This window comes from Rhodococcus sp. NPDC058521, from assembly GCF_042719695.1.
Taxonomy (GTDB): domain Bacteria; phylum Actinomycetota; class Actinomycetes; order Mycobacteriales; family Mycobacteriaceae; genus Rhodococcus_F.
This window is the reverse complement of record NZ_JBHXNL010000019.1, coordinates 39,434-52,843: the sequence shown is the minus strand read 5'-3', so window position 1 is coordinate 52,843 and position 13,410 is coordinate 39,434. Positions and strand designations below refer to the sequence as shown.

Below are 13,410 nucleotides of genomic sequence, written 5' to 3'. Positions count from 1 at the left end.
GTAAAGACTGGTGAGGTTCCTGATGTGTAGGTTCGTGGGCATGCTCGACGCCACCTTCCTTCCACTGAGCAACGAACGCGCTCGCCTGCGTCCGCTTCGATACGACGACGCCGAGGCGTACGCCGCCGGCACGGAAGACTCGGACGTCCAGAGATTCGGGCACCTACCCGATTCCGAGTACACGCCGACCTCGGTGCGAGCGATGATCGACGGCGACGTACGGGCCGGGCTCGAACGTGGGGATCTGGCAGTGCTGGCGATTGCCGACGTGAAGACGGACGACTTCGCGGGCAGCCTGGTCATCTTCGACGTCACCGAAGATCGAGCGGAAGTCGGTTTCTGGGTACACCCGGCCCACCGTGGGAAAGGCATCGCGTACGCAGCCCTCGATCTCGCGGCGCATTTCGCTCGTCGCACCGGCCTGGCGCGGCTCACTGCTCGCACAGCGACCGACAACGCTGCCTCGCAACGGATACTCGCGGGCGCCGACTTCGTCGAAACCGGCCGCGCAGTCGGAAGCGCTCCCTCGGGTGACGACCTCACCCTCGTCCACTACGAACGCACGACCTGACGGCCGCGACCGGCAACGCCCTCAGACCGGGGTCGGATCAGAGGTGGCGATCTCCAGGAGGCGGGGCAAGGATTCCTCGGTCGCGATTCCGGGAAGGATGAACCGCCACAACTCGGCGAGACGGTCGAACAGATCGGCACGGCCGCACATCGCCTGGGACACGAGTTGGAGTCCCGTGAACGAACTCGACAGCACCCGGCCCAAGCCTGCAGCGTCCACGGAAGGTCGAAGCTCACCGTCCTTCACCGCTTGCGCAGCCATCTGTGCAACGGCGTCCGCCCAGTCGATGAACGGTTTCTTGTCCGGGTGCTCGGTGACGCCGATCTCGAGCGACAGCCGGATTCCGGCGCGGGCGATCGGCTCCTCCATCAACTGCCGAGCCATTTCGTGTCCGGATCGGATGATCGCCTCGGTAGCGGTCGACGACGCCGCGACGGCGCGCCCCGCACCTTCCATCGCCATCGCGTGTTGCTCGCCGATGATTGCCTGGGCCAGGGCTTCCTTGGAGTCGAAATGGAAGTACAAGGCACCCTTCGTCACGTTCGCGTACGCGAGGATGCCGCTCAGGCTGGCACCGCCGAATCCGAGTTTGTCGAAGCTTCGAGCGGCACCCTCCATCACCTGCTTCCGGGTGATCTCTGCTCGTGCCTGTTGCGGCATGGCAAGCCTCGCAATCGTGAGTTCGCGCCATCGACGTCGCCTGCAAGTCAACCAGAATTTCGGCGGGTACGTTCCAACCACACCGCGAGGTCAGGAGAAACCATGCACAAGTCGGGTCGGAGCGTCGAACACACGGTGTTCCTGGGAGCGACAGCGGTCACCGTAGCTGGAGCCGTCCTCGGCGTCGAGGGGCTCCAGAAAGTGGCGAAACCGCTGCTCGGGCCTGCCCTCGCCGTTCGGGTCTTGCGTAGACGTCACGAACTAGAACCCGTCGATGCCGCACTCTTGGTCGGGGCCCTCTCCGCCGCAACGGTCGGAGACGTGTTCATGATCGACCCGGACGACGACGCGCGTTTGGTCAGCGGAGCCACATCCTTCGCGGTGATGCAGGCCGGATACTCCACGTTTCTCACGCGGCACGGAGCCCGCCCGAAGGCGGCCGCCGTGATTCCGCGGTTGGCGAGCTGGGCGGGCGCAGCGGGGATGCTCGGCGCGCGCGCTCGTGAGGTTGCTCCCCAACTCGGCGCCTACGGACTGGTGCTCGGCACGACGTCGACCCTTTCGGCAGATCCCGCACTGGCACCCGGGTCCGCGGTGCGCGCGGGCATGGCGGTGCCGTCCCGCGATCCTCGTAGCCGCATCGGACTCGGTGGGCTGTTGTTCACATCCTCGGACGGGCTGATCGTGATTCGAAAGATTTTCGTCCGCGGCAAGGTGGGCCGGGCAGTATCCGAAGCAGTCGTGCTCGGAACCTATGCGGCCGCGCAATTCTTCCTGATCGAAGGAATGCTGGCACTGGGCCGGAAGGGAAGGACTGCGCGACTCACGGGCAGAGCATGATGCGGTCTCGATTGCGTGGGTCCACCCGAACACTCACGGTCTCGCCCGCAACGAATTTCGGAGCATCCTCACGCCGCACCTCGTATACGACTCGTCCGGAGTAACTCGACGAGCCCGGAACGGTGAGACGAAGATCCAGTCGGGTGAGTTCGCCGTTGTCGACGGTGTGCTTCAGTGGTGTGGCCTGTTCGATGCGCGCCCAACCTTCGACGCCGTGACGTTCGAGTTTGCGGTCGGCCCGGGTAGGGCGCTCGGCGAGCATCATGCCCACTCCCAATGCGACACCGAAGGCCGCGAGCAGTCCCATGACCTGGTACGGAACAGTTCCGGGAGGGGTGTGGCCGACGAGCCAGCCGAGCCAGACCGCCAGTACGACTACGTACCCGACAGTGACGAAGCAGACCGTTCGGACGATTCGCGGGTGGTTCATGTCGATCCCTCCATGTCCATACTACTGCGCTCGAAGGCGGCCGTTAGAGTGCAGTGTCGGCCGTTAGAGTGCAGTGCCGACAGGGTCGAGCGTGTGGAGGTAAGTCGGGTGGCGTGGCGTCGAAATTCCGTTTTCCGGACAGCATTCGTATGTGTGGGTCTGGGTGCAGCGCTCGCTGTGTCGGGCTGTGGAGGTTCTTCGGACGTCTCGTCCCAGGCGAGTACCACGCCGACCAGCAGTGCGACCACCACGACGCAGGCGACGACCCCGCCGTCCAGCACGACCACGGAGCTGCCGCCGCCCCCTCCGCCTCCCGTCGAGACCACCGAGGCACCGACCACCACGCTCACCGACGTGGAATTCGAGCGGAACGAGTCGTACTACTTCAGCTCGCCCAGCGGCGGCTTCCAGTGCGGCATCATCAAACTGCCCAACCGCACCGAGGCAGGCTGCCAGGGCGTCACCTCGCCGATTCCCCCGAAACCGGACTCCTGCATGGTCAGCTGGGGCAACGGAATCCGAGTGGAGAACGAGGGCGAAGGAGCGTTCATGTGCTCCGGCGGACTCGTCTACACCTCCGGTGACGAAGGCGGCGATCCCGTCCTGCCACCGGGCAAGGACCTGAGCAAACTCGGCTACACCTGCAAGACCACCGAGGAGGACGTCACCTGCGTCAACGACGAGACCTCGCACGGGTTCACCGTCGCAACCAACTCGAACGAGACGTTCTGACGCCGTGACGGACGCGGAGCAGTCGGGACCCACCGAATGGGGTGAACACCCGAACGGTGTCGGTCCGTGGGAGACCGAACATGCCACCCCGACGCCGACGGACCCGCGGTACGACGCCGACCTCCTCGAGAACGGGGACCGCCGGAACGTCGTCGATGCCTACCGGTACTGGACGCGCGACGCCATCGTCGCCGACATCGACACCCGAAGGCATCCACTGCACGTCGCGATCGAGAACTTCGGCCACGACTCCAACATCGGCACCGTGGTCCGCACGGCCAACGCCTTCGCCGCCGCCGCGGTCCACATCGTCGGACGTCGACGGTGGAATCGGCGCGGCGCCATGGTCACCGACCGCTACCAGCACGTTGTGCATCACGCCGACATCGACGAGCTGATGGAGTTCGCACGCCGGCGCGGTCTCACCGTGGTGGCCGTCGACAACACACCAGGATCGGTGCCGCTCGAAACGGCGAAACTTCCCCGCGAATGTCTGCTGCTGTTCGGGCAGGAAGGCCCGGGTGTCACCGATCGGGCGCGCGAGGTGGCGTCCATGACCGTGTCGATCGCCCAGTTCGGGTCGACCCGAAGCGTCAACGCGGGCGTCGCTGCAGGCATCGCAATGCACGCCTGGATTCGCGAGCACGCCGATCTCGGCGCAGCGTGGTAGCGAAAACAGCCACGGATAGGCAAGATCAACTCTCATGCACGAAGATTGGTCGGCGCGCGCGGATGCTGCAGAGGAAGCGGTCGTCGGTCGCCATCTTCGACGGTTGTGGGCACTACCGGGGACCGGGCTCGGCGTGGTCGCGTGGCCTGCGGTGCGGCGCGAGCGTTTGTTCTTCAGTTGGCACTACTGGTGGCAGGCGCACCTGATCGACTGCGCTGTCGACGCGCTCGAACGTGACCCGACGGCCAAGCGTCGTCGCAGGATCGTCCGGATCGCACGCAGTCACCGGATGCGAAACCTCACCGGGTGGACCAACAACTACTACGACGACATGGCATGGCTGGGGATCGCACTCGATCGTGCGCAGCGCATGCACTTCATCGACAACCGACGCGCGGTGCAGGCACTCGAGTCGGAGTTGTTCGACGCCTGGTCGGGTGAGCACGGCGGCATCCCGTGGTGCAAGGGGTCGGAATTCTTCAACGCTCCCGCCAACGGACCGGCAGGAATCATGTTGGCGCGAACCGGCAGATTGTGGCGGGCGCAGGCCACGGCGGACTGGATCGACGCAACTCTGCGCGACGAGGACACCGGTCTGATCTTCGACGGAATCCACTTGGGTACCGACTTCGTGGACGGACTCGAGCGGGTCGTCTATTCGTATTGCCAGGGTGTGGCCCTCGGACTGGAGACCGAGCTTGCCGCGCGGATCGGCGCACCCCGGCACCGAGAACGTGTCCACCGGTTGGTCGAGGCAATCGATCTGCGGCTCACCGACCGTAATGTCATCACCGGTGGAAGCGGCGGAGACGGTGGCCTGTTCAACGGAATCCTCGCGCGCTACCTGGCGCTCACTGCGGTCATTCTGCCGTGGGAGGGGCCTGGGGACATCGAGGCTCGTGACACGGCCGCACGGATCGTCCTGGCGTCCGCGGAGTCGGCATGGAAGAACCGACTCGACATCGAAGGCCTACCGTTGTTCGGGCACGACTGGCTGCGCAGCGCCCAGCTTCCGGGATTCGGTGCAGGCATCGCCACGTTCGCCGGCGGCACGGTTCGTCCGTCGGACATCGCCGAGCGCGACCTGTCGGTGCAATTGGGAGGTTGGATGCTACTCGAGGCGGCGCACCTCGTTTCCGCCGCCGGCTATCCCCGTTCCTGAGCCTGACCTGGCCTGCTCCCGACCCTTCGGATTCCAACCCAGGCCCTGACCAATGTCACACAGGTTCAGCTCACGCGAACCGGTGTGACATTCGTCGGGGGTCGGGTTGGAATCAGCGCGCTCATTAACGGTTTTCGGCGACTGAGTCCGCTGTTAGAAAATTGGCATGACCGATTCGCCGACGCCCGAGCGTCAACTCAGTCTCAACGCCTTCGTCTATCCCGCGGGTCATCACGAGGCGGCCTGGCGTCATCCGTCCACGACTCCGGAGCGACTCTTCGACGCCGCCTACTACCAGGAGATCGCGCGCACCGCCGAGGCTGCGAAACTCGACGCAATCTTCTTCGCAGACGGGCCCGCGCTCCGTAGCGATGTGGAGCACGGAGCAGTCGGAGTGCTCGAGCCGATCACGCTCCTGACGGCCATTGCGGCGACGACCGAACGCATCGGACTCATCGCCACGGCGTCCACCACCTATTACGAGCCGTACAACCTCGCACGACTGTTCGCATCGCTCGACCACATCTCGAAAGGACGGGCGGGCTGGAACATCGTCACGACCGGAACCGATCTGGCAGCAGCGAATTTCGGTCTCGACAAGCACCCGGATCATGCCGAGCGCTATGCCCGCGCCCGTGAGTTCGTGGATGCCACCGTCAAGCTGTGGGACAGCTGGGAAGACGGCGCCGTGCTGGCGGACGTGGAAGCAGGTCTCTACGCGGACAAGACCAAGATTCACGAGATCAACTTCGTGGGAAGGCATTTGCGGGTCAGAGGTCCCTTCAATGCCCCCCGTACGCCGCAGGGGCATCCGGTGCTGGTGCAGGCGGGCGCCTCCAACGAAGGCCGCACGTTCGCCGGGCAGTACGCCGAGGCGATCTTCACCGCGCATCAACGACTGTCGGATGCGCAGGCGTTCTACGCGGATATCAAGGACCAGGCCGTTCGGTTCGGGCGTCGTTCGGAGCACGTCAAGATTCTTCCCGGGATCAGCCCCTTCATCGCGGATACCGAGGCACAGGCTCGTGAATTGGAACGCGAGTTCAACGAGCTCACCTCGACCGACTATGGACTTGATCAGCTCGAGAACATCACCGGACACGATGTGCGACATCTCGACTTGGACGAGAAGGTGCCTGCCGGAATCTTCGGTGAGGCAGGTGATGTCACCGACAACAAGAAGAGTCGGGTTCAGGTGATCGCCGGAATCGTCGAGCGTGAGGCGCCGACTCTGCGCACGTTGCTGCATCGCCTTGCTGGTGCGCGTGGTCACCGTGTGTTCGTCGGAACGCCGGTTCAGGTGGCGGACACCATCGAGGAATGGTTCACCCGCGGAGCGGCGGACGGCTTCAACGTCATGCCGCCGTACTACCCGGGTGGGCTCGAAGTGTTCGCGAACAAGGTTGTGCCGATCTTGCAGGAAAGGGGACTGTTTCGGATCGAGTACTCGGGCACGACTTTGCGTGATCACTTCGGCTTGCCGCGTCCGGTGAGTCAGTACGCCGACACCGGCGACGTCGCAGAGCTCGCCTGAGGGGGAGGAGAAGAACAGTAATGAAAACGGTTATCATTATGACATGACTGAATCGGCCCTTCCTGTCACCGTCCTGTCCGGGTTTCTCGGCGCAGGCAAGACGACTCTCCTCAATCACATCCTCGCCAACCGAGAGGGGCGAAGGGTGGCCGTGATCGTCAACGACATGAGTGAGGTCAACATCGATGCGGCCCTGGTGGCAGGGCAGGGGCACTTGGATCGAACTCAGGAGAAGTTGGTCGAACTCACTAACGGCTGCATTTGCTGCACGCTTCGCGAGGACCTCGTCGAGTCGGTCGCGCGCCTCGCACAGGAGGGGCGATTCGACCACCTGGTGATCGAATCGACCGGCATCTCCGAACCCATGCCGGTTGCCGCGACATTCGACTGGGAGTTCGAGGACGGGTTCAGTCTCGGCAGTGTGGCTGCCCTGGACACGATGGTGACCGTCGTCGATGCGTCGACGTTCCTCGGTGAGCTGGCGAAGGGGGACAGGCTGGATGCGCGCGACCTGGAAGCCGGCGAAGGCGACGAGAGGAGCATCTCGGACCTGCTGGTGGATCAGGTGGAATTCGCCGACGTCATCCTGATCAACAAGACCGATCTCGTGAGCGAGAGTGTCGCGGGGACTGTCGAAGCCACGGTGCGCAGGCTCAATCCCACTGCCGCACTGCACCGTACGGAGAAGGGCGTCGTGCCGTTGGGTCACGTGCTCGGCACCGGGCTGTACGACCCGGAGGCTGCGGCCAACTCTCCGGGGTGGGCGGAGGAGATCGCCGGTGGACACACACCGGAGACCGAGGAATACGGCATTCGCAGCGTGACCTACCGCGCCTCGCGACCGTTTCACCCGGCACGGCTCGAGGCCGCGTTGGGGCAACTCGCCGGGGTTCTGCGCAGCAAAGGATTCTGCTGGGTGGCGAGTCGTCCGGCGATCGCGGCAATCTGGTCCCAGGCAGGCCCGAACCTCGTCATGGAGCCCGCACAATACTGGGACTCCACCGACGAAACCCCGGGTCAGGAAATCGTGTTCATCGGCGTGAAACTCGACCCGGGCGGGCCGAAGGCAATTCTGGATCCGGCACTGTTGACCGACGAGGAGTTGGCAGCGGGGCCTCGCACATGGGTGACTTTCGAAGACCCACTACCGGCCTGGGAACCCGTCCATCAGCACTGAGTGGTCGGACTACGCCGCGTCACGGTCCCAAGTGGAGACTGCCCAGATCACCACCACGTCGAGCGCGATGACCATGATTCCCCAGATCGGGTAGTACGGCAGCCACACGAAGTTCACGACGATGGAGATTCCGGCAAGTACGACAGCGGTGACGCGCGCCCACGTTGCGCCCGTCATCAGGGCGAAGGCGGTGAGTACCACGAGTACGCCGACGATCAGGTGGATCCATCCCCACGTGGTGACGTCGAAAGCGTAGGTGTATTGGAGCCCGGTCACGAAGATCTCGTCCGAGGCGATGGCAGCAATCCCCTGGAGGACGGCGAGAATGCCGGCCACTGCGAGCAGGATGGCTGCGATCACCGTCGTCAAGCCTGCGACGCCTTGTTTGACAGGATGGGCGCCGGACGCGAAGTCCTGAGCCCTATCGGGTGTTGTAGTCATTGGAGTGTTCCTTCCGTGGGGGTCTCCGGACGATCCGGAGTAACGATCGCGAAGTTCGGGTCCCCGGGGTCGAGGACGACGACGAGTCGTTCGAGCACCGATACGTCGCCCTCGACTGCGATTCCCGCTTCGGCGAGGCCTTCGGATGAGACAGTTCCCATTAAAAGGCGGGGTAAACCGGACCTGGTGGTGGTGACGGTGGCGTCGGGCGTGGCCGATCGAAGATGCGGGCCGTGGGTGAGAACGCCGTTGGCGAGTCGCAAGCGACAACGCTCGTCCACATCGGTCAGAACGATCTCGATGGTGAGGTCCTCGTCCCATGCCTTGGGTCCGTCCACCTGGACAGCCATGGCGTCGAAGAGCATCTCGGGCGTGAGTTGCGCGACGACGTCGGACGCCGAGGTGTCGGTGGGCGTTCCGAACTGGCCGTGGCGCAATTCGGTCGTTCCGGACAGGTACCAGTTGCGCCAGGTTCCGTTTTCGGAGCCGTATCCGAGCTGTTCGTAGGTGTCCGCCAGGAGCTCTCTGGCCGCCGCGTGATCGGGCTGAGCGAAGACGACATGATTGACAACCTGTGCGACCCATCGAAAGTCGCCGGCGTCGAAATACTCGCGAGCTTTGGCGACAACGGCATCGGCGCCGCCCATGAAGTCGACGTAGCGCTTCGATTGCTCGACGGGTGTGTGCTCCCACAGGCTTGCCGGATTGCCGTCGAACCAGCCGAGGTAGCGCTGGTAGATCGCTTTGACGTTGTGGCTCAACGACCCGTAGTAGCCTCGCGCGCTCCACGCGTTTTCGAGGGCGGGTGGGAGAGTGATCTGCTCGGCAATCTCTGGGCCGGTGAGCCCTCGGTTGATCATCCGCAGGGTCTGATCGTGCACGTACGCATAGAGATCCCGTTGCGTGGACAGGAAGCCGACGACGCGCTCGTTCCCCCACGTGGGCCAGTGATGCGACGCGAATGCGACCTCGACCTCGTTGCCGAACAGCGCGACCGTCTCCGACAGGTATTTCGCCCAGCCATGTGGATCGCGGACGACCGCACCACGCAGAGTGAGTAGGTTGTGGAAGGTGTGCGTGGCGTCCTCTGCGGCGCACAGCGCCTTGAAACCTGGGAAATAGATCAGCATTTCGGATGGCGCCTCGGTGTCCGGCGCCATCTGGAAGACCATGCGAACTCCGTCCACGGTGGCGTCCTGGCCGGTCGTCGTGACGATGTCCGTGGGCGCGATGAGCGTGACGGTGCCGGTCGACACCGTCTGCCCCAATCCCGCACCCACTTGACCTGCGGGACATCGATCGAGTGCGGCGCCGTACATGTATCCCGCACGGCGACTCATCGCCGTGCCCGCGTACACGTTCTCGGACACCGCGTGTTCGAGGAACCCCTCGGGAGCGAAGATCTTCACCCGGCCCGTGTCGACCTCCTCCTGGGAGACGAACCCTTTGACCCCGCCGAAATGGTCCACGTGGGAGTGGGTGTAGATCACCGCTTTCACTGGACGATCACCGCGGTGTTCGCGGTAGAGGTCGAGCGTGGCGCGACCTGTTTCTTCGGACAGCAGGGTGTCAACCACGATCACGCCCTCGTCCCCTTCGACGAACGTCGTGTTCGACAGGTCGAGCCCCCGCACCTGGTAGATGCCCGGGACGACCTCGAACAGGCCGTCGATCGCGGCGAGGCGGGACTGGCGCCACAAGCTCGGGTTGACGGTATCGGGTGCTTCGTCTGCGAGGAAGTCGTATGTGGAGTTGTCCCAGACGACGCGACCGTCCGCTGTGGTCACCGCCGGAGGGTCGAGACGTGCAATCAGTCCCCGACCCGCGTCGATGAAGTCCTGGTCGTCGGCGAACGGAAGCGTTTCGCGCATTACCCGCTGCTGTTCGAGGATGCTCGCCGAGGCCGACTTCGCATTGGCTGCCATATGAACGTCTCCCGAGGAATGTGTCAGGACGTGCGTGCGGAGCTCGCCACTCCGTTCGTGAGCGAAACGATCGTCAGACCGACGACCAAGTAGATGACGCCGCTACCGACCCTGGATTCGGTCGTCGCGTCGACAGCGAACGGCCACAGCGCGGCGACCGCCGTGGCAAGGGTCGCGATCCAATTGAAGAATGTCTGGGGTTGCGGTGTCGTCCACGTGAGCAACTGCAGCAGAGCCGCCGCGATCAGAGCTGCGGCGGCCGCGTGTACCGCAATGGTCGTCATCGGTGTGTTTCCGACCCAGTTCCAAGCCGGTGTCACGACGGGAATCTCGAGCAGCCGATCGACCACCATGTACCCGACGATGGCCACCAGTGCCGCGACCACCGCACTTGCGAGGGCACCGGTCCACAACCGAACGATATTCATCGCACGACACCCCTTTCCGGTCGATGCCGGAATGCTCTACTTCGAGCGTAAGAGGGCGGAAGGCCTCGGTGGGCCGAAACAGGGGGTCGAACGTGCGATGGTGTTGCCGGCTCAGGCGTGGTCGGCGACCTCGTCCACTTCGACCTCTTCGGGTGGGCGCGCCATCTCCTGCCGGTAGTGCCAGATGCCGAGGCCGGTGCCGACGATCAGCATCGCCACCATGCCGCCGACGACAGCGGGCATCAGCCAAGACACACGTTGCAGGAAGCCGCCGCCGTAGAAACCGAGCAGGAGTAGTACAGGCGCCCAGATGATCGCGCCGATGGTGCTCGCAATCGTGTACTTGGTGTGGTTCATCCGCGCCGCACCGGCCACCATCGGGCACAGCGTGCGTACCCATGGAATCCAGCGGGCGATCAACACGGACCAGAATCCGTGCTTCTCGAGGAGCACGTTGACTCGGTGCAGATTCTCGTAGTTGAGGTACTTTCCGCCCTTCCGGGCAAGAATCTTGTTCCCGGCGCGGTGACCGATGACGTACCCGACCTGATTGCCGCAGATGGCGGCCACCATCGCACCGAGCGACAGCGACCACACGTGTGCGGCCCCGGAGGCATGACCGGCCAGCACGATCCCGGCCGTGATCAGCATGGAGTCGCCGGGCAGGAAGAGGCCCAGAATGACTGCGCACTCGATGAAGACGAAGCCGACCACGATCAGCCACACCAAGGTCGGGCCTGCCGACTCGAGGGGCCCGAAGGTGCCGGACGCGAGGGTCACCATGTTGCGCGCGCTACCTCGATCGAGATCAGGAAGTGGGGTCGGTGGGGGACGTGACCGTCTCGGTCCCGACAGGGCCCTCTGCGCTCTCAGAGGCGTCCGTGGCCTTACGTGAAGCGAGGATGCGCTTTCCGACCTCGATGATGATCGGCAGGACGGATACGAACACGATCAGCAAGAAGATGACGTCGACGTTGTCGCGAATGAACTCGATCTGACCGAGCAGGTAGCCGAGCATTGTGACACCGGCGCCCCACACGACGCCGCCGACGACGTTGTACGTGAGGAACAGGGAGTACTTCATCTTCGAGGCGCCCGCCACCACGGGTGCGAAGGTTCGCACGATGGGGACGAAGCGCGCCAGCACGATGGTGATCGGGCCGTGCTTCTCGAAGAAGGCGTGCGATTCGTCGATGTACTTCTTCTTGAAGAAGCGGGCGTCGTCGCTCTTGAAGAGCGCGGTTCCACCCTTGGTTCCGATGAAGAAGCCCACCTGATCACCGAGGATCGCGGCGATCGGGATGAGGACCAGCAGTACCCCGATGGGCGCGAAGGGCTCGATCTCGGTCGACTTCGATGCTGCGATCAACCCGGCGGTGAACAACAGCGAATCGCCGGGAAGGAGTGGGAACAGCAGGCCGGACTCGATGAACACCACCAGTAGGAGTCCCACCAGCACCCAGGTGCCGAACGAGTTCAGGAGGTTCACCGGATCCAGGAATCCGGGCAAAAGGGCCAAGTTGGTCACGGATTCCGATGCTGCCTGCACAATCACGGGGCCAAGCGTACCGGCGTTATGTCAGTTTGCCGGAACAAGGCAGGTCACCGTGCGGTAAGCGGGACGGAAACGGTCGTCCGGGGCGGTTGTGAGCGGTCACGGAGGGCGCGATGCAAGGCCACCACTTGCATTACTGCCGGGACTGCAATACTGCTAGGACACCACAACTAGGAAACCGCAGGCCCGCCGTACCCCGACGGTGTGTGCCCAATCGAATTCGTATGGAGGACTGCCGCCGTGCCAATCGCGACTCCCGAGGTCTATGCCGAGATGCTTGGTCGGGCCAAGGAGCACTCCTTTGCCTTCCCCGCCATCAACTGCACCTCGTCCGAAACCATCAACGCAGCCATCAAGGGCTTCGCAGATGCCGGCAGTGACGGCATCATCCAGTTCTCGACGGGTGGCGCCGAGTTCGGGTCCGGCCTGGGTGTGAAGGACATGGTCACGGGCGCCGTTGCTCTCGCCGAGTTCGCACACGTCATCGCCGCGAAGTACGACGTGACGATCGCCCTGCACACCGATCACTGCCCCAAGGACAAGCTGGACGGATTCGTCCGCCCGCTGCTGGAGATCTCCAAGGCGCGTGTCGACGCCGGGCGCAACCCCTTGTTCCAGTCGCACATGTGGGACGGCTCGGCCATCCCGATCGACGAGAACCTGGAGATCGCGAAGGAACTGCTCGCCCTGTCCAAGGCTGCGAACATCATTCTCGAGGTCGAGATCGGTGTCGTCGGCGGTGAAGAGGACGGTGTCGAGGCCGAGATCAACGACAAGCTCTACACCTCCAGCGAGGACTTCGAGAAGACCATCGACGCACTCGGAGCCGGCGAGAACGGCATGTACCTGCTCGCCGCCACGTTCGGCAACGTCCACGGCGTCTACAAGCCCGGCAACGTCAAGTTGCGCCCCGAGGTCCTCGACCAGGGCCAGAAGGTTGCCGCCGCCAAGCTGGGCCTGGCAGACGGATCGCAGCCGTTCGACTTCGTGTTCCACGGCGGATCGGGCTCGCTGAAGTCCGAGATCGAGGACTCGCTGGCATTCGGCGTCGTCAAGATGAACGTCGACACCGACACGCAGTACGCATTCACCCGTCCCGTGGCCGGGCACTTCTTCGCCAACTACGACGGCGTCCTGAAGATCGACGGCGAGGTGGGCAACAAGAAGGTCTACGACCCGCGCAGCTACCTCAAGAAGGCCGAAACCGGCATGGCCGAGCGCGTCGTCGAGGCGTGCAACGACCTGAAGTCCGCAGGGCGTTCGGTTTCCGCATAGTCCGCAGCGC

At 64.1% G+C, this 13,410-nt stretch carries 15 protein-coding genes; 8 read left to right on the top strand and 7 right to left on the bottom strand.

What is annotated here, in order from left to right; all coding sequences use genetic code 11:
• Positions 1-40 precede the first annotated feature (40 nt).
• Positions 41-571 (top strand): GNAT family N-acetyltransferase, encoded by a 531-nt coding sequence (locus tag ACFWO3_RS21080; protein WP_378581454.1) that lies wholly within the window; start codon positions 41-43, stop codon positions 569-571.
• Between the two features lie 21 nt (positions 572-592).
• Here the strand turns inward: ACFWO3_RS21080 and ACFWO3_RS21075 are convergent, their stop codons facing one another.
• Positions 593-1,231 (bottom strand): ScbR family autoregulator-binding transcription factor, encoded by a 639-nt coding sequence (locus ACFWO3_RS21075; RefSeq protein WP_378581452.1) that lies wholly within the window; start codon positions 1,229-1,231, stop codon positions 593-595.
• 102 nt (positions 1,232-1,333) lie between these two features.
• Here ACFWO3_RS21075 and ACFWO3_RS21070 point away from each other — a divergent pair, with 102 nt between their 5' ends.
• Positions 1,334-2,071 carry a lysoplasmalogenase family protein gene (locus tag ACFWO3_RS21070; RefSeq protein ID WP_378581450.1) on the top strand — a complete coding sequence of 246 codons (738 nt, stop codon included), beginning with the start codon at positions 1,334-1,336 and terminating at the stop codon, positions 2,069-2,071.
• Here the strand turns inward: ACFWO3_RS21070 and ACFWO3_RS21065 are convergent.
• Positions 2,055-2,501 carry a hypothetical protein gene (locus tag ACFWO3_RS21065; protein WP_378581448.1) on the bottom strand — a complete coding sequence of 149 codons (447 nt, stop codon included), beginning with the start codon at positions 2,499-2,501 and terminating at the stop codon, positions 2,055-2,057. The genes ACFWO3_RS21070 and ACFWO3_RS21065 overlap by 17 nt on opposite strands.
• 108 nt (positions 2,502-2,609) lie before the next feature.
• Here ACFWO3_RS21065 and ACFWO3_RS21060 point away from each other — a divergent pair, with 108 nt between their 5' ends.
• The 5 genes from ACFWO3_RS21060 (at position 2,610) to ACFWO3_RS21040 (ending at position 7,776) form a co-directional block, all read left to right on the top strand.
• Positions 2,610-3,233, top strand: a complete 624-nt coding sequence (locus tag ACFWO3_RS21060; protein WP_378581446.1) for a DUF6636 domain-containing protein — start codon at positions 2,610-2,612, stop codon at positions 3,231-3,233.
• 4 nt (positions 3,234-3,237) lie between these two features.
• Positions 3,238-3,903, top strand: a complete 666-nt coding sequence (locus ACFWO3_RS21055; RefSeq protein ID WP_378581444.1) for a TrmH family RNA methyltransferase — start codon at positions 3,238-3,240, stop codon at positions 3,901-3,903.
• Positions 3,904-3,937: 34 nt separating this feature from the next.
• Entirely contained in the window at positions 3,938-5,065 is a 1,128-nt protein-coding gene (locus ACFWO3_RS21050; protein WP_378581442.1) for a glycoside hydrolase family 76 protein, read from the top strand.
• Positions 5,066-5,231: 166 nt separating this feature from the next.
• Complete coding sequence (locus ACFWO3_RS21045) at positions 5,232-6,599, top strand: LLM class flavin-dependent oxidoreductase (RefSeq protein WP_378581440.1); 1,368 nt, start codon at positions 5,232-5,234, stop codon at positions 6,597-6,599.
• A 43-nt stretch (positions 6,600-6,642) separates the two neighbouring features.
• On the top strand, positions 6,643-7,776 hold the full coding sequence (locus ACFWO3_RS21040) for a GTP-binding protein (RefSeq protein ID WP_378581438.1): 1,134 nt from the start codon (positions 6,643-6,645) through the stop codon (positions 7,774-7,776).
• 9 nt (positions 7,777-7,785) lie between these two features.
• Here ACFWO3_RS21040 and ACFWO3_RS21035 read toward each other — a convergent pair whose 3' ends face one another.
• The 5 genes from ACFWO3_RS21035 to ACFWO3_RS21015 all read right to left on the bottom strand — a co-directional run bounded on the left by ACFWO3_RS21035 (position 7,786) and on the right by ACFWO3_RS21015 (position 12,125).
• Positions 7,786-8,217 carry a hypothetical protein gene (locus ACFWO3_RS21035; RefSeq protein ID WP_378581436.1) on the bottom strand — a complete coding sequence of 144 codons (432 nt, stop codon included), beginning with the start codon at positions 8,215-8,217 and terminating at the stop codon, positions 7,786-7,788.
• Entirely contained in the window at positions 8,214-10,142 is a 1,929-nt protein-coding gene (locus ACFWO3_RS21030) for an alkyl/aryl-sulfatase (protein ID WP_378581434.1), read from the bottom strand. The genes ACFWO3_RS21035 and ACFWO3_RS21030 overlap by 4 nt, the downstream gene beginning before the upstream one ends.
• A gap of 23 nt (positions 10,143-10,165) precedes the next feature.
• Positions 10,166-10,570, bottom strand: a complete 405-nt coding sequence (locus tag ACFWO3_RS21025; RefSeq protein ID WP_378581433.1) for a DUF6069 family protein — start codon at positions 10,568-10,570, stop codon at positions 10,166-10,168.
• Between the two features lie 111 nt (positions 10,571-10,681).
• The gene (locus ACFWO3_RS21020) at positions 10,682-11,353 is read right to left on the bottom strand and encodes a DedA family protein (protein WP_378581431.1); all 672 of its coding nucleotides are present in this window, start codon (positions 11,351-11,353) and stop codon (positions 10,682-10,684) included.
• 25 nt (positions 11,354-11,378) lie between these two features.
• The gene (locus ACFWO3_RS21015) at positions 11,379-12,125 is read right to left on the bottom strand and encodes a VTT domain-containing protein (protein WP_378581429.1); all 747 of its coding nucleotides are present in this window, start codon (positions 12,123-12,125) and stop codon (positions 11,379-11,381) included.
• Positions 12,126-12,365: 240 nt separating this feature from the next.
• Between ACFWO3_RS21015 and fbaA the strand changes: the two genes are divergently transcribed.
• Positions 12,366-13,400, top strand: a complete 1,035-nt coding sequence (gene fbaA, locus ACFWO3_RS21010; RefSeq protein ID WP_378581427.1) for a class II fructose-bisphosphate aldolase — start codon at positions 12,366-12,368, stop codon at positions 13,398-13,400.
• The last annotated feature ends 10 nt before the right edge of the window (positions 13,401-13,410 follow it).

Excerpts from the sequence above, each read along its gene's own strand:
- ACFWO3_RS21045 (WP_378581440.1), top strand. The coding sequence starts at position 5,232 with ATGACCGATTCGCCGACGCCCGAGCGTCAACTCAGTCTCAACGCCTTC.
- ACFWO3_RS21025 (WP_378581433.1), bottom strand. The coding sequence starts at position 10,570 with ATGAATATCGTTCGGTTGTGGACCGGTGCCCTCGCAAGTGCGGTGGTC.
- ACFWO3_RS21050 (WP_378581442.1), top strand. The coding sequence starts at position 3,938 with ATGCACGAAGATTGGTCGGCGCGCGCGGATGCTGCAGAGGAAGCGGTC.
- ACFWO3_RS21075 (WP_378581452.1), bottom strand. The coding sequence starts at position 1,231 with ATGCCGCAACAGGCACGAGCAGAGATCACCCGGAAGCAGGTGATGGAG.
- ACFWO3_RS21035 (WP_378581436.1), bottom strand. The coding sequence starts at position 8,217 with ATGACTACAACACCCGATAGGGCTCAGGACTTCGCGTCCGGCGCCCAT.
- ACFWO3_RS21030 (WP_378581434.1), bottom strand. The coding sequence starts at position 10,142 with ATGGCAGCCAATGCGAAGTCGGCCTCGGCGAGCATCCTCGAACAGCAG.
- ACFWO3_RS21065 (WP_378581448.1), bottom strand. The coding sequence starts at position 2,501 with ATGAACCACCCGCGAATCGTCCGAACGGTCTGCTTCGTCACTGTCGGG.
- ACFWO3_RS21080 (WP_378581454.1), top strand. The coding sequence starts at position 41 with ATGCTCGACGCCACCTTCCTTCCACTGAGCAACGAACGCGCTCGCCTG.
- ACFWO3_RS21070 (WP_378581450.1), top strand. The coding sequence starts at position 1,334 with ATGCACAAGTCGGGTCGGAGCGTCGAACACACGGTGTTCCTGGGAGCG.
- ACFWO3_RS21020 (WP_378581431.1), bottom strand. The coding sequence starts at position 11,353 with ATGGTGACCCTCGCGTCCGGCACCTTCGGGCCCCTCGAGTCGGCAGGC.
- ACFWO3_RS21040 (WP_378581438.1), top strand. The coding sequence starts at position 6,643 with ATGACTGAATCGGCCCTTCCTGTCACCGTCCTGTCCGGGTTTCTCGGC.